A 17,547-nucleotide genomic window follows, 5' to 3' on the forward strand; every position below is an offset into this window, starting at 1 on the left:
ACCCCTCACCCTAACCCTGGCTGCGCGCCCCGCTCCAAAGGGAGAGGGGACCGTCCTCAGCAAGATGAACTCAAGCGTCAGCCGGCAGAATCGGATCCCTCTGAGCGGGGCGCGCAGCCAGGGCCGGAGTGAGGGCAGGCCGGCAACTCCGGTGCCAGGCGGGTTCGCGAGCAAGCTCGCTCCTACGAAGAGCACACCGAGCGGGCCGGCAAGTTGCAGGAGCGAGCTTGCTCGCGAACAGCCCAGCCACCCAGCGATTCAGATCCCGCGCAACGCCAACCCCGCCAGCACCAGCAACACCACTCCGCAAAGCGCATGACTGACCCGGTGCCAGCGCGGCGAAGCGTTGCGCCGCAGCCAGTCGACCAGTCCCGCGCAGAGGAAGCAGCAGAGCACCGAGGCCGTCATGAAGCCGGCGAAAAACACCAGCGAATCCGCCAACGACGGCACGCCATCGACCAATCCGGCCATGGCGCCGCCCAGCGCGCCCCAGTAGACGATGTTCTTCGGGTTCGACAGCGACAGCATCGCCCCGGAAGCGAAAGCCCCGGCGTTGTGCTCGCCGGTATCGCCCTCTTCCAGCATGCCGACCTCGCGTGCGTCGCGCAGGCTCTGCACCCCCAGCCAGGCCAGGTACGCGGCGCTGGCCAGGGTCAACGGCAGGCGCAAGGTTTCATGGCCGAACAGCAGCGCCAGCCCGGTCAGGCCGATCAGCGCCCAGACGGCATCGCCGATCAGCGAGCCGAACTGCACCAGCAACGCCGGGCGAAAGCCGCCCTTCAGGCCACGGCGCAGGGTTTCGGCGAGCACGGCGCCGGGAGACAGGCAGAAGACGATGCCGAACAGCAGCGCAGCGAAAAACAGCGTCATGGATCAATTCTCGAACAGGATGGCGTTGGGGCAATTCTGCCGGGCCAGCAACGACCGTACTTGAACCGGATTGCTCAGCGCAGGGCGCGCTGGAAGTTGCCCGGCGACACGCCATAGGCCGCGCGGAAGTGCCGGTTCAGGTGGCTCTGGTCGGCGAAACCCAGCGCATGGGCCACCTCGGTGGCCGGCAGGCCGGCACGCAGCAGCGCCTGGGCGCGGCGGGTGCGCAGTTGCATGGCCCACTGCCGCGGGCTCAGGCCGACCTGTTTCTGGAAACTGCGCAGCAGGTGGAAACGCGATAGGCCGAGGTAGGTCGCCATCTCATCGAGGCTGGGTTGCCGTGCCAGGTCGGCGGCCAGCCAGTCCTGCAGGTCGGCCATCCGACCACCGCTCTCGACAGCATCCCGCGGCAGACGCACGCCCATGGCACGGGCGATCTCGGCGAGCAGCAGTGTCAGGCGCTCCTCGCCGCGCTGGCGAACGAAGGGGTCATCACCGAGCACGCGCTCGACGGCGTCGGCCATGGCCATGCTCAGAACGGGCAAGCGATCAGTGGCGCGCTCGAATTCCAGGCGCTGCAGGCCGAGCATCATGGCCAGTTGGTCGGGGGCGACATAGAGGCTGGCGAACTGCCAGGGCTGTCCTTCGGCAACGCCGCCGCCCTGGATCTGACCGGGGTTGTAGCAGGTGACGCAACCGGGGCCGGCGTCAAAGGTACGGCCATCCAGCCAGACGCTTTCCTCGCCGCGCAGGTTGGCGCTGATGACAAATTCGTCGTGGCTGTGGCGTTCGAAACGGTGGCCACCCAGGGTGGCGCCGGCGACCTCGAAGCCAGGTTGATCCCCCAGCTGGGCAAGGCGCAGGCCACCGCTCATGGCAAGGTTAAATGAGGCCGGAGTCGGCCAGCTTCTGCTCCAGCGCGGCCAGGTCGGGGATGCGCGCCTGGGCGTCGCCCAGGTCCACGGCGTCCAGCTCCAGCGGCGCCAGCGGCACGTCGAGACGCTTGAGGTCGCTGCCGACCTTCAGCGAACGCGGGATGCCCTGCACCAGCAGCGCGAAGAACTTCACATTGGGCCGCCCTCCCAGGGCGTTGACCACGATCACCCGGGCGCCGGGGCTGACCTCGGCCTGGCCGTCGGAGGCCGCCTCGAAGGACAGCAGCGGCAGGCGCAGGTCGCGCCAGGCCACCTGACCCAGGTACCAGGACGGCAGGCCGTCCACCGGATGCGGAGCGCGGTAGGTGATCAGCTCGGCCACCGCCACGTTGGGCAGCAGCAGGTTGCGGTCGGCCAGCGGTACCAGCAGGCCGGTCAGGCTGCTGGGGGCACTGTTGGCCGCGGCACCAGCAGCCACGGCGGGATTGGCAACGCCGGCATTGGCGACGGGGAGATCACTCATCAGGCCTTATCTCACTGCGTGACTACGCCGACGCATTGCTCGGCGAGATGATTGACCAGCGCCGCCGCGAGTTCGCGCGGGTCGCCGGAAAGAGTGCTGTAGCCGCCTTCGCGCAGGCTGTCGGGCATGCTCGAGCAGGCGCAACTGTCGGCGCGCTGAGTCCAGATCGGCGCGCCCTGGCGGCGTACGTAGGCCGCGGCGGCGCTGCCGTCGCTGCACATACCGCTGAACACGATCACACCGCAACGCTCGCCATATTGCTGGGCGAGGTTGAGCATCATCTGGTCGATGGACGGGCTGTAGGGTTCCGGCCAGCCGCGGTCCTGCACGTGCATCCGCGCCGCGTCGTCGAAACCCAGCTCGCGGGCGATCGGCACCACCACGACTTCACCGCAGCGCACCGGATCGCCGTCGCGCACGCTGTTGACGTGCCACTGGCTGTGGCGGCCGACCGCTTGCGGCAGGTTCGCCTCGAACGAAGCATCGATGTGCTGGGCATACAGGAAGCCCACCGGCAGGCCGCCGGGCAGCGCATCGAGGAAGGTTTTCACCGCCGCCGGGCCACCGAGGGAGGCGGCCAGCAGCCAGACCTGCGCAGCCGGTTCGCCGGCCTTGAGCGGGGACGCCGCGAGGTCATCGGGCAGTGCCACGCGGGTCGGGCGCTGCGCTTCATCGAGCAGCGCGGCCAGGCTGCGGCCCACGCCGGCGCTGGGGTCGCCCACCAGCTTGCGCAGCTTGGAGACCAGCCGGCGCTCCCAACGCGGGTAATGTTCGGAATGCCGCTCCGGCGCATGACCTTCGCCGAACAGCACGGGTACCCGCGACTGCTCCAGCAGGTTGTCCACCAGCGGCGAGTCTTCCTGCTGCGCCAGGTCGACCAGCCACAGGTCGGTTTCGCAGGCGTCCAGCTGGTCGCTCTCAAGGCGCGCCGGGTCGGCGTTGAGTACCACCTGGTAGCCGTGGCCGGCCAGCGCCTGCGCCAGCACGTGGCGCTGCAGCGAGGTGTCGGCGATCACCGCAATGCGCGGCGTGGTCTGCTCAGACATGGGCCTTCACCAGCTTGTGGATAGTCTCCAGCAGCTCGGATTCCTGGTACGGCTTGCCCAGGTACTGGTTGACGCCGATGGCCAGGGCACGGTCGCGGTGCTTCTCGCCGGTACGGGAGGTAATCATGATGATCGGCAGGTCCTTCAGCTGTTCATCGTGGCGCACCAGGGTGGCCACCTCGAAGCCGTCCATGCGCGGCATCTCGATATCCAGCAGCATGATGTCGGGCTTGTGGTCCTGCAACTGGGCAATGGCGTCCACCCCGTCCTTGGCGGTGAGCACGTTCATGCCGTTGCGCTCCAGCAGGCGGCTGGTGACCTTGCGCACGGTGACCGAGTCGTCCACCACCATGACCAGGGTCGGGCGCTGGTGCTCGATTTCCGCCACGCTCGGGCCTGCCAGCTGGCGCCGCGGCGCATGCTGGATGAGCTGGGCGTGGAGCACACGGATCGTCGCCAGCAGGTCGAGAATCACCACCACGCGACCGTCACCGAGGATGGTTGCGCCGGAGATGCCGCTGACGCCAGCGAACTGCGCGCCGAGGCTCTTCACCACGATTTCGCGCGAGCCGGCCAGGGCGTCCACCTGCACCGCCACGGCGTGGTCCGCCGAGCGCACCAGGATCACCGGCAGCGGCAGCGACTGGCCGACCAGCTTGGGATGCTGGCCGTTGTTGAGCAGGTCGCCCAGGTACTTCAGCTCGTAGCTCTGGCCGGCGTATTCGAAGCTCGGCGCAGCGCCGGATTCGTCGGCGGCGGCCTGCTCGTAGAGCGCTTCCAGCTCGTAGGGGGAGACCCGCACGATACCTTCGATGGTGTTCAGCGGCAGGGCGTAGAGGTCCTCGCCGGAGAGCACCATCAGCGCGCGGTTCACCGACACGGTGAACGGCAGGCGGATGTCGAAGCGGGTGCCTTCGCCGACGCCGGACTGGATGCTCATGGAACCGCCGAGCTGTTTCACCTCGGAGTTCACCACGTCCATGCCCACGCCGCGGCCGGAAATCTGCGTGACCTTCTCGGCAGTACTGAAGCCCGCCTCGAGGATGAACTGCAGCACCTCGTGGTCGTTCAGCTCGCTGTCGTCGGTCATCAGGCCGCGCTCGATGGCCTTGCGGCGCACCGCTTCCAGGCGGATGCCGGCGCCATCGTCGGCCAGGGTCAGGAGGATGTCGCCACCCTCGCGGCCCAGGGTCAGGCGGATGGTGCCCTGCTCCGGCTTGCCGGCGATGCGACGTGCCTCACCGGACTCGATGCCATGGTCGACCGCGTTGCGCAGCATGTGCTCCAGCGGTGCGACGATGCGTTCGAGCACGGTACGGTCCATCTCGCCTTCGGCGTTGCTGACCACGAACTCGACCTGCTTGCCCAACTCGCTTGCCACCTGCCGGACGATCCGCCGCAGGCGCGGCACCAGGCGGTCGAAGGGCACCATGCGGGTGCGCATCAGGCCTTCCTGCAGCTCGGTGTTGACCCGTGCCTGTTGCAGCAGCAGGGTCTCGGCATCGCGGTTCTTCGCGGCCAGGGTTTCCTTGAGGTCGAACAAGTCGGAAGCGGACTCGAACAGCGCGCGGGAGAGCTGCTGCAGCTGCGAATAGCGGTCCATTTCCAGCGGGTCGAAATCTTCGTAGCCGGCGCGCTCGGCGTCGGCCTGGTGGCGCGAGAGGATCTGCGCCTGGGTTTCGGTATCCAGGCGGCGCAGCTGGTCGCGAACCCGCTCGATGGTGGCGTCCATCTCACCCAGGGTCGAACCGACGTCGCTCACCTGCTGCTCGACCCGGCCACGGAAGATGGAAGTCTCACCGGCGAGGTTGACCAGGCCTTCGAGCAGTTGCGCGGGCACCTTCACCAGTTCCTGCGGCGCACGGCGCGCAGCGGCTTCCTGGGCGGCTTCCTGGGCGCGGCGGACGAAGGGCAGCACCACCGGCGCATCGAGGCGCTGCGGCACGGCCGCCGCCATGATGGCTTCCGGCAACACCGGCAGATTCGCCGGGGCTGGCGGTTCGGCGAGCGGTTCTTGGTCGCTGGATTCCTCGAGCTGGCTTTCGGCGCTCTCGACTTCGCCCAGGTGCAGGCGCAACTGGTCGACCTCGGTCTGCAGCCCTTCGAAGCCGGACTGCACGTCCAGCAGCAGGCTTTCCGGCCAGGGCGCGCCCTGCTGCTGGGCTTCGCCCAGATGCTGTTCGAGGTCGTGGGCCAGGTCGCCGAGGCTGGTCTGGCCGGCCAGGCGCGCACCGCCCTTGAGGGTGTGGAGGATACGCAGCAGCTCGTCCAGCGCGCCGTTCTCGCGCTCGGCGTCCCAGCGGCCGAGGGCCTGCTCCATGCCTTCGAGCAGGTCGTCGGCCTCTTCCAGGAAGATATCCAGGATGTCGGCTTCCGGACCTTCCGGCACCGCGTGTGCGGGGCTGATCGCGTGCAGGCTGACGCTGCTGGGGATGCTCAGTTGTTCTTCGGGGTTGGCACGAAATCGGTGGATCGCGTCAATCAGCGATTCACCTCCCGGTACCCGGCGATGCTGTTGGACCGCCTCGAGCATCTCGGCGAGACGATCGTGGCAACGCTGCAGCAGCTCGAAGAGCGTCGGGCTGGCGCGCAGGCGCCCGCCGCAGAGGCCCTCGTAGAGGAATTCCAGTTCGTGGGCGAGGTCGCCGATGGGGCGAATCTCGGCCATCCGCGCGCCGCCCTTGAGGGTGTGCAGGTCGCGTTGCAGCGCTTCCAGCTCGACGCTGTTGTCGGGGTTCGACATCCAGCGATGCAGGGCACCGGAGGAGCTTTCGAGGATGTCGAAACCTTCCTCGAGGAAGATTTCCACCAGTTCCTGGTCGCGATCCTCGCCCAGCTCGAAGTCGATGTCCTGGACACCGGCGGCTTCAGCAGCGGGTGCGTCCGGCTCGATGGCATCCGGCTCCGCTGGCAGCGCAGCGGAAACCTCGGTTTCGCTTTCGATTTCGGCGAGGGAAGACTGCAGGTCGGCGGCGGGTGCCGCAGCCTCCAGCTCCGCCTCCGCGGCCACTTCGGGATCGCTGTCTTGCTCGGTAGCAGCAGCCAGGTCGGGGCTGTCGAGATCGCCGCTTTCAAGGTCGGCGACTTCAGGTTCTGCGGCGACTTCGGCTTGCGGCGCCGCCTCGCTGGGCAATTCCAGTTCGAGCTCGTCCGCGCTGGTCTGCGGCTGTTCGACGACGCCGTCTGCCGTGCTGTCGAGGTCTTCGGCATCCAGCTCCCGCTGCGCCTGCGCAGCCAGTGCCTGCGGCGCGCTCAGGCCGGCAGCCGGGTTCTGGCGGAAGGTGCGGATGGTCTGCACCAGGTCCGCCGGGTCGGTCAGCGCCTGGCTGGCCTGCAACTGGTCGAGCTGGGTCGCCAGGCGGTCGTGGCAGGTGCGCAGCAGGTCGCCCAACGGCTGGCTGTGCTGGAAGCGATGGTCCAGCAGGCCTTCGTAGAGTGATTCGAGTTCGTGGGACAGATCGCCGATCTCGCGGATTTCCGCCATGCGCGCGCCACCCTTGAGGGTGTGCAGGTCGCGCTGCAGGGTCGAGAGCGCAGCCAGGCCTTCGGGCGAGGCCAGCCACTGGTCCAGCGCCTGGCCGGCGTTGTCGAGGATATCGACGGCTTCTTCGAGGAAGATCGCCACCATTTCCTCGTCCAGCGCACGCGGCGGTTGCGGCGCGGCGGGGTGGGCGTGCGGGGTTTCGGCGGTGATGACCTCATCGTCGTCATCATCGGCGGCGCCGCGCGGGGCACCGTCGTTGTCATTGCGTGGCGACCAGCTCAGGCCGTCGGGCAGGTTGTCGTCGTCCACCGGGCGACTGTCGAGGAGGAACTCTTCGTCTTCGGCGGGGAAGTCTTCGGCCGTCAGGTTTTCCAGGTCGACGAACTCGACCTCGGAACCATCCTGCGCGTCCTCCGACAACTCACCCTGGGCAGCGGGCGCCGGCGCGTCGAGCAGGCGATGCAAGGCCTCGACCTGTTCCGGGTGGGCGCTGACCTGCAGCGCGGCAGCCACCTGGTCCATCATGCCGATCAGCGCCTCGTGGGCCGTTTCAGCGGCAGAGAAGAACGCCTCGCCGGTTTCCAGGCGGCCCTGGCGCACCGCGCCGTAGACTGCCAGCAGCGCGTCGGCGAGCTCGGCCATCTGTGGCAGCTCGGCCATCTGCGCGCCGCGGCTGAGGGTTTCCAGCTCGTCGTAGAGGGCGCCCAGCTCCTGGCGCTCCTGCGGGTGCTCGCGCCAGCGGCGCAGCAGGTCCTCGGCATCGAGGAGGATGTCCATGCCTTCGGCGAGGAACATGCCGATCAATTGTGGATCGCTGCCGCTGCCCTCGCCGCTTTCTCCGCGACGCTTGGCTTCGGCGGCCTCCAGGCGCTCCTGGTGGACCTGCACAATGCGTGCGAGCAGCTCGGTGCTGCCGTCGATGGGCGCCAGCGGGCGACCTTCGACGAGTTGGTCGAGGCCGGTGCGGAACAGGCCTTCGGCCGCGTGCAGCAACTCGGCTTCGCGCAGGTCGACCTGCAGCAGGTTGGTCTTGAATTCCTTCACCAGCCGCTCCAGCGGCGTGGCGATTTCGGCAATCGGCAGGATGCCGGCCATGTGCGCGCTGCCCTTGAGGGTGTGCAGGGCGCGCTGCAGGTCGTCGGTCACCGGCTGCGGCAGCTGCTGCGCGCAATCGGCGAGGAAGCCGACCAGGGTTTCCAGATGGGCTTCGGCTTCGTTGCGGAAGATCTCCAGCAACTGCGGATCGAGGCTTTCGTCGAGGCCTTCATTGGCGGCCTGGGCAGCGATCTCCTCGACCTCTGCCAGCTCGGGGGTGATGTCTTCGACCTGCGCCGCGGACTCCGGCAGCCCGCCATCGGGCGGCGGCACCGGCTGGCCCTTGGCCAGGGCATGGGCAGTGGCGGCCAGGCGGTCGACATCGTCACGCTGGCGCTGGGCGCTGGCGGCGTATTCCTCGACCAGCTCGGGCATCAGCGCGACCACGTCCTGGACCACCTGCAGTACCGCAGGCGAGGCGGCAATGCTGCGATCGAGCACGCGGTTGAGCAGGTTCTCGATGGACCAGGCCAGCTCGCCGATCACCAGCGCGCGAACCATCCGGCCACTGCCCTTGAGGGTGTGGAAGGCGCGGCGAATCTCGGTCAGCGACTCGCGGTCGTCGGTGTTGGCCAGCCAGGTCGGCAGATGCTCACCGATAGTTTCCAGCACTTCGCCGGCTTCTTCGATGAACACTTCGCGCAGTTCTTCGTCGATCGGTTCTTCGTCGGCGGGCGGCGGCAGCAGGCTGGGTGGTACGTCCTGGGCCGGCGGGTTGATCGCCGATACCGGGGCGGCCATGACTTCGGCCAGGGACAGCGGCTTGGCCGGTGTCTCGGCGCCCGGCTCGGGCTCGGCCGGCGGGCTGGGCAGCTCGACTTCCGGCAGGTCCAGCTCGGCGATGTTCTCGTCGCTCCAGGCTTCGGCCTGGACGGCGGGCGCCTGGGGCTCGACCAGCGGTTCCAGCGCTTCCAGCTCAAGTGGTGCGTCGAGGCTGAAGTCGACGCCTGCGTCCAGCGCGGTCGGCTCGCTCAGTTCGCCCAGGGTCCAGTTGTCATCGCTGACCAGCGAGGTTTCGGCGGTGGCCGGTTCATCGGTGGCAGGCTGGGCGTCCAGGCTCAGGTCGTCCAGGGATTCCAGGGTCGCCAATGGCGCGGGCTCGACCGTTTCCAGGCTGGCGAAGCTTTCGTCCAGTTCCAGCGAGGGTGCGGGCGACACGGCAGTCGGCTGGCTCAGGTCGATGCTGAACCAGTCTTCCTCGGCGGGCTTGTCGCCGGCCGGGGTGAGCGACTCCATATCCCAGGTCAGCTCGTCTACCGGGGCTGGAGTGGTCTCCAGTGTCGGCAGGCTGGCGAAATCCTCGAGCAGTTCCGGCGTTGCCGCGGATTCGCCCGAGGTGGCGGACAGGTCCAGCGGCTCCCAGGATGGCTCGGTAGCGGCGGGCTGTGCCTGCACCGGCTCGTCGAACCGCGGTGCCTCGGCCAGCGGAGCCGCGTCGTCCAGGCTCCAGCTCAGCTCATCCGCCAGCGGTTGCGCGGGCGCCTCTTCCAGTGTTTCGAGGCTGAATTCGATGTTGTCGGCCTTGTGGCTGTCGTCCAGCGACCAGCCGTCATCGGCCAGGGTGGTGTCGGTGATCGGTGCGGCCGGCTCCAGCTCGATATCCCAGCTGAGGCTTTCCGGCTCCAGGGTCGCGCCGGGCAGTTCAGCCGAGGCAGCCAGCGGCGTGACCTCGTCGAGAGTCCAGGCACCCGGTTCGGCACCGGTCTCGGTGGCGGTCAGGCCGGTGTCCAGCTCCAGGGGTTCGAAGGTGAAGCTCGCGTCGGCTTCGCCAACTGGCTGCGCTTCGAGCTCGGCCGGGAGGTCGAAGTCGGCCGGCAGTGTCGGTTGCTCCCCGGCGGCAGGTTCGACCACGGGCTCCAGCGATTCGAAGGTGAAGCTCTCTCCAGTGTCCGCAACCGGTGGGGGCGTATCGAGGTCGGCAAGGTCCAGGACCGGTTCGTCCACCGGTGCCAGCCCTTCTGTCGCGGCAAGCTCGGCAGGCTGTTCGAACGCCAGCACCTCGAGCGGGGCGACGTCAAAGCTCGCGGGCTCGAAGCTGTCGGCGATTTCCACCGGCGCGGCCAGTTCCGGGACTTCGTCCACCGGCACCGCTTCGCTCGGCTCGGCCAGCGGCTGCGCGGCCAGTACATCAATTTCGTCGAGCGGATTGTCCAGGGGCGCAGGTGCGTGAGCTTCCGGCTCGGCGTCGAGGATCGACGGACGCGGCTTGAGCGAGTAGCCCAGGCTGTCCAGGCTCTCCTCGGCCACGTCGAGGATCATGTCGCCCTGGGTGTTGTGGTCTTCCGACAGGCGCTCGAGGTAGTACTCGACGCTGGTAATGGCGTCGGCCAGGGTGTCCAGGCTGTGCCAGTCCGGCACGGCCTGGCGCACCAGCAGTTGTTCCTGGATGTAGCGATTGCAGTTTTCCAGCAGTTTTGCCGCACGCTCCTGGGAGATCATCGCCAGGCCGCCGCGAACTTGCGTCAGCAACTCCGGCACGCGGGCCAGGTGTTCGTGATTCCACTGCGAGGCGATGAACTCGATGATCGCGTCCTTGGCCAGTTCCAGGCCGTTGCGCGCTTCCTTGATCACTACCTGGTGGATCTGCTCGACATCGGTGGTCGGCAGGACGTTTTCTTCGTTGCCCGGCTCTTCGCTCGGGCCGACCATGCCGGCCAGGGTCGCTTCGACGTAGAGCAGCGCGCCAGCGACATCCATCAGGGTCGCGTCGTTGGGCTGACGCTGGCCATGGGCGAGCGCACTGACCACTTCGATCTGATCGAGAATGACCTTGCGCGGCTGGCCGAAGCCCAGCACAGCGAGGGTGTCGGCGATCTGCTTGAGCGGCGCCAGCAGGCCGCCCAGTTCGCTGACGCCGCTGCGGTCGCTGCGCACGAACAGGTCGAGGCTGTCCTTGACCCGCACCAGCTCCTCGCACAACGCACCGACCACCGAACGCATGGCGTCGCGGTCAGGGCCGGCGAGGCGGGCACGTTCCTCGTCCACCAGGGCGGCACCCGGCAGGGCGTCGTCGAGGCGGTACTCGTCCTTCACCGCACGCACGCGCGGCGACTGGTCGGAGGCCTTGGCCACGTAGAACAGCAGGTTCTTGATCAGTTCATCCGGCGCCGGCTGGTTCATGGCGTCGGCGCCCTGGTCGACCAGGCGCTTGAATTCGCGGTCGACCTGACGCAGCAGGTTACGTACCGAGGTGCCGTTGGCGATGCTGCCGTTGGCCAGGCCTTCGATCATCGCCGAGGCGATCACCCACAGGCGGCCCAGCGGGGCGTCCTTGCACAGCGATTCGAGGCGGGCGAATACGCGCGCCAGGTAGCCCAGGTTGGTCGGCAGGTCCTGGTTGCGGATGACGCCGACCAGCGCGACCTGCAGCATCTGCCGCAGCTTGCGCAGCAGCGCCGGCAGTTCGGCGGTGCGCAGGCGCGCCAGGGCGTCCACCGGCAGCACCGGCGAGGACTGGGAAAGGTCGGGGGAGAACAGGCTGGTTTCCGACAGCAGCTTCTCGCCACGGGCGGTGCGCAGGTCGTTGAGCAGCGGCAACACCACCAGCGGCAGGTCGCGACGCGCGCTCTGGATGCGCTCGAGGTACGCCGGCAGTTGCAGGATCGCCTGCATCAGCACTTCCAGCGCTTCACTCTGGCTGGAGACCGTAGCGTCGATCAGCGCCTGGGCGAGGTATTCCATTTCCTCGGCGAGCAGGGCCGCGCCGTAGAATTCCACCATCTGCAAGGTGCCGCGCACCTGGTGGATATAGGCCAGGCAAAAGCCCATCCGCGTCGGGTCCTGGGGATTCTCGACGTAGGATTCGAGGGCTTGCCGCGCCTGCTTGAGCGTTTCGGCAATCTCGCCTTTTACCCATTCCAGGGCGACATAATCGTGCCGATCACCCATAGCCACTCCACTCATGTGTCTGTGTCATCCCTTCCGGGTAAAGGCCAGAACGCGCTCATCGGCGACCGGTTCGAGCAGCGGGTGGTGCCAATCGGCCACTTCCCCCACTCCGATCACCAGCAGTCCCCCAGGCGCCAGCCGCTCGGCCAGGCGATTGAGGATGTCCCGCCGCCGCCAGCGGCGGAAATAGATCAGCAGGTTCTGACAAAAAATCACGTCCATGCCGGACATTGGCGCCTTGGCCAGTTCCAGCACATTCAGCCGGGCGCAACAGACGCGCTCGGCAAGATCGGGTATCACACGGTATCGACCGTCATCCTGCGCGCTGAAATAGCGCGTGGCCAGTTCCGGGTCGATATCCGCAAGCTTGCGTGCCGCGTAGCTCGCCTCGCGCGCCCGGTTCAGGGCATTGAGGCTGATATCGGTGCCGGTCACGCCAAACAGCGGCGCAAGACCTGCGTCTTCGAGTACCTTGGCGGCCACCATGGCGAGGGAGTATGGCTCCTCGCCGCTGGAACAGCCGACGCTCCACAAGGCCAGCGGCCGGCTCGGGCCGACCTGCTCGAGGCGCTGGCGGAGGAAGCCCTCCAGCACGTCGAATGAAGCCTTGTGGCGAAAGAAACGGGTTTCCTGAACGGTGAGGCGGTCCAGCAGATTCGACCATTCGACGGCGCCACGCGGGCCATCGGTGACCTGGCGGTAGTAGGTGCCGTAGTCGGCGATGCCCAGTTCGCGCATCCGCGCGCCCAGGCTGGTCTGCAGGAAGGCGCGGCGCTGCTCGTTGACGACGACGCCGGTGCGGTCTTCCAACAGTGCCTGCCAGTCGCGGAAATCCGCGGCCGACATGTCGGCCAACGGCTGCAACGACCAGACGCCAGTTGCCTGCATGTCGCGCCCCTCGCTCAAGACTGTCATGCGCTACCCGGTGAAGAGCAGCGCACCTCCTCTGCTCAGGCCTGTTCGGCGGTGTCCGGCAGTTTGAAGCCGGATACGGAGTGACGCATCTCGCCGGCCATCTTGGCCAGGTTGCCAATGCTGCGCGCGGTAGCGGTGGTACCGGCAGAGGTCTGCGAGGTGATCTCCTGGATCACGTTCATGGTGTTGGAAATGTGGCCGGCGGAGGAGGCCTGCTGACGGGCGGCGTTGGAAATGTTCTGGATCAACGCTGCCAGGGTCTTGGATACCTTCTCGATCTCTTCCAGCGACACACCGGCGTCCTGCGCCAGGCGGGCACCGCGTACCACCTCGGAGGTGGTCTGTTCCATCGAGATCACCGCTTCGTTGGTGTCGGTCTGAATGGTCTTTACCAGCGCCTCGATCTGCTTGGTCGCCGCCGAGGAGCGTTCCGCCAGTCGCTGTACTTCGTCCGCTACCACGGCGAAGCCGCGGCCCGCGTCGCCCGCCATGGACGCCTGGATCGCGGCGTTCAGTGCGAGGATGTTGGTCTGGTCGGCAATGTCGTTGATCAGGCTTACGATGTCACCGATCTCCTGGGACGATTCACCGAGGCGTTTGATCCGCTTCGAGGTGTCCTGGATCTGCTCACGGATGTTGTCCATGCCGGTGATGGTGTTGTGCACCACTTCGTTGCCCTTGTTGGCGATGGCTACGGAACGTTCCGCTACCGCCGAGGACTCGGAGGCGTTCGCCGATACCTGGTCAATGGACACGGCCATTTCGTTGATCGCCGCGGAGGCGCCGGCGATTTCCTGGGCCTGGTGCTCGGAAGCCTCGGCCAGGTGCATGGCGGTGGCCTGGGTTTCCTGGGCGGCGGCGGCCACCTGCACAGCGGTCAGGTTGATGGTTTCCACCAGCTCGCGGAGCTGGTCGATGGAGTAGTTGATGGAGTCCGCGATCGCACCGGTGAAGTCCTCGGTCACGGTCGCGGCCACCGTCAGGTCACCGTCGGCGAGGTCGGCGATTTCATCGAGCAGTCGCAGAATCGCCGCCTGGTTACGTTCGTTTTTCTCGGCGGTCTCGGCCAGTCGGCGGTTGGTTTCACGCACCATCACCAGGCCGATGAGGATGATCGCGCCCAGGGCAATGATACCCAGCGCGGCGCTGGCAACCTGGTTGAACACACGGCCTTCGGCCAGGTTCTCGAAGCCGGCGGCGAGGTTGGAAGCCTTGTCCAGCAGGGTCTGCGAGCCACCGAAGATGGTGTTGGCGGCTTCACGGACCTGGAACAGTTCCGGGGAGGTCTCGAGGATCTCGTCCACCGAGCCGGAAACGAATTCGAAGAGTTCGGCAATCTCGTTGAGGCGGTCCACCGCTTCGGCGTTGGTCACCTTGGAGATGCTCATCGCCGCGTTGCCTTCCTTCATGCCCTTGAGTACGCGGCCGAAGAGGCTGGCGTCACGGCCGAAGCTGTCGGCGGCCTGCACGGAGTTCTCGTCACCGGCGAGCACCTTGTTCACCGAGCCGAGGATACGTTCGGCCAGCAGCGACTGACGCTGGGCTACCGCCACCTGGTCGGCCGGGGCGCCGTTCTCCAGCAGGATGTCGACGACCTCTTCGTACTCCACCTGCAGCTGCGGGATGGTTTCGGCGAGCGTCGCGGCTACCTGGTGCAGGGACAGTACGGTCTGTTCGCTGGCGAGGATGGAGTCGGCGTTCTTGCGCAGGGTGTCCCAGTCCTTCTGTACTTCCGCCATCTGCGGTTGTACCGAATCCGGGCTCGGCGGCAGGCCGGTGCTTTCGTCACCCTTGGAGAGGATGTTCCAGCGCTTCTCGAAGTCGTTGCGCGCTTCTTTCAGCAGCTTGAACGCTTCGCCCTTGCCCGCCGCGGCTTCCGTGGCGTTCTTGGCGATACGCTGGGACAGCACCCGCAGCTCGCCGGCATGGCCGATGTACTGCTTGTCGTGGTTCGACTGGGTGTTGAGGTAAGCGAAGTTGGCGAACAGCAAGACGATCGCCACGATCAGGACCACGAAGAGTCCGAGGATCAGCGAGCTGCTACGCGCACCCGAAAAAAGACTGCCTGCCTTTATATTTTTCATATTCGGCCCCCGCCTGGACCCACCACGATTACGGTTTCCATGTCACAACAAGGGCCGGCAAAGCCGGCCCAACCGGTCAAACTCTAGCTGGCGACATCCAGGAACCCCGGGTGCTCAGCCAGCGCATGCGGGCTGAACACGAGCCAGGGTTGCTCCCGATGGAAGACGCCATGGATAAAGGGCTGCAGGACCGCTTCGAGGGGCGGCAGCTGCTCGGAGAAGGTGTCCACCGGGAAGTGCTGCATGCCGAATACCTCATCGACGATGAGGCCGGCGAAGACTTCCTGGTGTTCCACGACGAGCACGCGCCGTTGCTTGCGCAGAGGCGACAGCTCCGCGCCGAGGAATCCGCACAGGTCCATGATCGGCAACAGGCGGCCGCGCACGTTGGCGACCCCCTTCACCCAGTCACGGACGCCGGGCAGCAGTGTGTAGCGGGGCTCGTGAAGAACCTCGCCGACCTCCCCCATGGGTGCCACGAACAGGCGCCCAGCCATGCGAAAGCCGATGCCGTTCCAGCTCTGCACCACCTCGCGCTGGGCGGGCAGGCCCGCAGCCAGCTGCCGACAGCGCTGATCGATCTGGACGAGAACCTCGAAAGGACTCTGGACTTCCGCCATGCCGGCCCTGGCCTTCTCTAATAATTATGTTCGCTACGTGCAGGTACGGCTGTATCAGCCGGCCAGCACCGAATTGATGGTCTTGAGCAGTGTTTCTTCGTCCACCGGCTTGGTCAGGTAGTCGCGAGCGCCCTGGCGCTTGCCCCAGACCTTGTCGGTCTCCTGGTCCTTGGTGGTAACGATGATCACCGGAATCGCGCTGGTTTCCGGGTCCTTGGACAGCTGACGGGTCGCCTGGAAGCCGTTCAGGCCGGGCATGACGATGTCCATCAGGACGACGTCCGGCTTTTCCTGGCGAGCCAGGGCCACGCCGTCGGCGCCATTTTCGGCCTTGAGTACCTGGTGCGAGTGCTTTTCCAGCATCGCGGTCAGCTTGTACATCTCGGTCGGCGAGTCATCAACAATCAGAATTCGAGCCATTGTGGTCCCCATACGGAATAGGCGTCACCGGCGCTCACGCCGGACTTCAGGAAGCGTGCTCCACCGGGGTGAAGTCGGGCACATGGGTCTTGATCGCGCCGAGCAGTTCTTCCTTGCTGAAGGGCTTGGTGAGGTACTGATCGGAACCGACGATGCGACCCTTGGCCTTGTCGAACAGACCGTCCTTGGAGGACAGCATGATCACCGGCGTGGATTTGAAGGCACTGTTGTTCTTGATCAGGGCGCAGGTCTGATAGCCATCCAGGCGCGGCATCATGATGTCGACGAAGATGATGCTCGGATGGGTATCGGCGATCTTGGCCAGCGCGTCGAAGCCGTCGATGGCTGTAATGACATCGCAGCCGACCTTCTTCAGCAGGGTTTCAGCCGTGCGACGAATCGTCTTGGAATCGTCGATCACCATTACTTTCAAACCGTCGGAATGCTGTTCCATGTTCGCCCTTACCATCTCGGTGAGTCGTTTTTTCCGCTTTTTATTTCAGTGCGCTAGCGCCCTGCCACCGTCGGGCTGCGACCCAATCGTGGGAACCTTTTACCACAATCGTCAGAATCTTTACCACGCCCAGCAAATTCAGGCCATAAGACCCGGAACACGCAGGCTTTTTCCTTGACCGAGCGCACATCCAGCGCCACCCTGAGCGTCCATTTTCAGCCTTTTCGGCGCGGCTCTGCGTCGCAGCCCCAAGCCCCACAGACTTCCCCAGGAGGACATCCCATGAGCGTACGCCTCGGGATCGTGATGGACCCCATCGCGCAGATCAGTTTCAAGAAGGACAGCTCCCTGGCCATGCTGCTGGCTGCCCAGGCCCGTGGCTGGCAGCTTTTCTATATGGAACAGCAGGACCTTTACCAGAAAGAGAACGTCGCCCGCGGCCGCATGCGTCCGCTCAAGGTGTTCTACGATCCGGCCCACTGGTTCGAACTGGAAGAGGAAGTCGACCAGCCGCTGTCGGACCTGGACGTGATCCTGATGCGCAAGGACCCGCCCTTCGACAACGAGTTCGTCTACTCCACCTACCTGCTGGAACAGGCCGAAACCGCCGGCACGCTGGTGGTCAACAAGCCGCAGAGCCTGCGCGACTGCAACGAGAAGTACTTCGCCACGCTGTTCCCGCAGTGCGCGCCACCGACCGTGGTGAGCCGCCGGTCCGACATTTTGCGCGAGTTTGCATCACAGCATCGTGACATCATTCTCAAACCCCTGGATGGCATGGGCGGATCGATGATCTTCCGCCACCGCGAAGGCGACCCGAACCTCTCGGTGATCCTCGAGACCCTCACCCGACACGGCCAGGAGCAGGTCATGGCGCAGCGCTACCTGCCGGCCATCAAGGACGGCGACAAGCGCATCCTGATGATCGACGGCGAGCCGGTGGAATACTGCCTGGCGCGCATCCCGGCGCAGGGCGAGACCCGCGGCAACCTCGCCGCCGGTGGCCGCGGCGTGGCCCAGCCGCTGACCGAGCGCGATCGCTGGATCGCCGCGCAGGTCGGTCCGGAACTGCGCAAGCGCGGCCTGCTTTTCGTCGGCCTCGACGTGATCGGCGAGAACCTCACCGAGATCAACGTCACCAGCCCGACCTGCATCCGCGAGATCGATGCGGCCTACGACACGCGCATCGGTGAGAGACTGATGGCAGTCATCGACGAAAAGCTCAAGGCGCGCAGTGCGTCATAGACTTTTATAAGCCTCGTCGGCAGACTTC

Annotated in this window: 11 protein-coding genes; 1 reads left to right on the forward strand and 10 read right to left on the reverse strand. The window is 66.3% G+C overall.

Annotation, left to right across the window (positions count from 1 at the left end; genetic code table 11):
* Window positions 1-258 precede the first annotated feature (258 nt).
* The 10 genes from N5C91_RS26095 to pilG all read right to left on the reverse strand — a co-directional run bounded on the left by N5C91_RS26095 (window position 259) and on the right by pilG (window position 16,274).
* The gene (locus N5C91_RS26095; protein ID WP_279833004.1) at window positions 259-870 is read right to left on the reverse strand and encodes a LysE family translocator; all 612 of its coding nucleotides are present in this window, start codon (window positions 868-870) and stop codon (window positions 259-261) included.
* Window positions 871-944: 74 nt separating this feature from the next.
* Window positions 945-1,745 carry an AraC family transcriptional regulator gene (locus N5C91_RS26100; protein ID WP_279833006.1) on the reverse strand — a complete coding sequence of 267 codons (801 nt, stop codon included), beginning with the start codon at window positions 1,743-1,745 and terminating at the stop codon, window positions 945-947.
* Between the two features lie 7 nt (window positions 1,746-1,752).
* Window positions 1,753-2,268 (reverse strand): chemotaxis protein CheW, encoded by a 516-nt coding sequence (locus N5C91_RS26105; RefSeq protein ID WP_279833008.1) that lies wholly within the window; start codon window positions 2,266-2,268, stop codon window positions 1,753-1,755.
* An 11-nt stretch (window positions 2,269-2,279) separates the two neighbouring features.
* A complete protein-coding gene (locus N5C91_RS26110) occupies window positions 2,280-3,314 on the reverse strand; it encodes a chemotaxis protein CheB (RefSeq protein WP_236172730.1) in 1,035 nt (344 codons plus the stop codon).
* Window positions 3,307-11,781 (reverse strand): Hpt domain-containing protein, encoded by an 8,475-nt coding sequence (locus tag N5C91_RS26115; protein ID WP_279833011.1) that lies wholly within the window; start codon window positions 11,779-11,781, stop codon window positions 3,307-3,309. The genes N5C91_RS26110 and N5C91_RS26115 overlap by 8 nt, the downstream gene beginning before the upstream one ends.
* A gap of 24 nt (window positions 11,782-11,805) precedes the next feature.
* Entirely contained in the window at window positions 11,806-12,669 is an 864-nt protein-coding gene (locus tag N5C91_RS26120; protein WP_236172794.1) for a protein-glutamate O-methyltransferase, read from the reverse strand.
* 62 nt (window positions 12,670-12,731) lie between these two features.
* Window positions 12,732-14,780: a methyl-accepting chemotaxis protein gene (locus N5C91_RS26125; RefSeq protein WP_236172732.1), complete on the reverse strand. Its 2,049-nt coding sequence runs from the start codon at window positions 14,778-14,780 to the stop codon at window positions 12,732-12,734.
* 83 nt (window positions 14,781-14,863) lie between these two features.
* Window positions 14,864-15,400, reverse strand: a complete 537-nt coding sequence (locus N5C91_RS26130; protein WP_169934991.1) for a chemotaxis protein CheW — start codon at window positions 15,398-15,400, stop codon at window positions 14,864-14,866.
* A 54-nt stretch (window positions 15,401-15,454) separates the two neighbouring features.
* Window positions 15,455-15,820, reverse strand: a complete 366-nt coding sequence (gene pilH, locus N5C91_RS26135) for a twitching motility response regulator PilH (protein ID WP_024766237.1) — start codon at window positions 15,818-15,820, stop codon at window positions 15,455-15,457.
* A gap of 46 nt (window positions 15,821-15,866) precedes the next feature.
* Window positions 15,867-16,274 (reverse strand): twitching motility response regulator PilG, encoded by a 408-nt coding sequence (gene pilG / locus N5C91_RS26140; protein ID WP_015475142.1) that lies wholly within the window; start codon window positions 16,272-16,274, stop codon window positions 15,867-15,869.
* Window positions 16,275-16,556: 282 nt separating this feature from the next.
* On the opposite strand from pilG, the gene gshB reads away from it, so the two are divergent.
* A complete protein-coding gene (gene gshB, locus N5C91_RS26145) occupies window positions 16,557-17,519 on the forward strand; it encodes a glutathione synthase (protein WP_236172733.1) in 963 nt (320 codons plus the stop codon).
* Window positions 17,520-17,547: the final 28 nt, after the last annotated feature.

This window comes from Pseudomonas sp. GD03903, from assembly GCF_029840045.1.
Classification (GTDB): domain Bacteria; phylum Pseudomonadota; class Gammaproteobacteria; order Pseudomonadales; family Pseudomonadaceae; genus Pseudomonas; species Pseudomonas pseudonitroreducens.

Coding starts and splice junctions, on each gene's coding strand:
- pilG (WP_015475142.1), bottom strand. CDS start 16,274: ATGGAACAGCATTCCGACGGTTTGAAAGTAATGGTGATCGACGATTCC.
- N5C91_RS26105 (WP_279833008.1), bottom strand. CDS start 2,268: ATGAGTGATCTCCCCGTCGCCAATGCCGGCGTTGCCAATCCCGCCGTG.
- N5C91_RS26110 (WP_236172730.1), bottom strand. CDS start 3,314: ATGTCTGAGCAGACCACGCCGCGCATTGCGGTGATCGCCGACACCTCG.
- N5C91_RS26100 (WP_279833006.1), bottom strand. CDS start 1,745: ATGAGCGGTGGCCTGCGCCTTGCCCAGCTGGGGGATCAACCTGGCTTC.
- gshB (WP_236172733.1), top strand. CDS start 16,557: ATGAGCGTACGCCTCGGGATCGTGATGGACCCCATCGCGCAGATCAGT.
- N5C91_RS26095 (WP_279833004.1), bottom strand. CDS start 870: ATGACGCTGTTTTTCGCTGCGCTGCTGTTCGGCATCGTCTTCTGCCTG.
- N5C91_RS26130 (WP_169934991.1), bottom strand. CDS start 15,400: ATGGCGGAAGTCCAGAGTCCTTTCGAGGTTCTCGTCCAGATCGATCAG.
- N5C91_RS26120 (WP_236172794.1), bottom strand. CDS start 12,669: ATGCAGGCAACTGGCGTCTGGTCGTTGCAGCCGTTGGCCGACATGTCG.
- pilH (WP_024766237.1), bottom strand. CDS start 15,820: ATGGCTCGAATTCTGATTGTTGATGACTCGCCGACCGAGATGTACAAG.
- N5C91_RS26125 (WP_236172732.1), bottom strand. CDS start 14,780: ATGAAAAATATAAAGGCAGGCAGTCTTTTTTCGGGTGCGCGTAGCAGC.
- N5C91_RS26115 (WP_279833011.1), bottom strand. CDS start 11,781: ATGGGTGATCGGCACGATTATGTCGCCCTGGAATGGGTAAAAGGCGAG.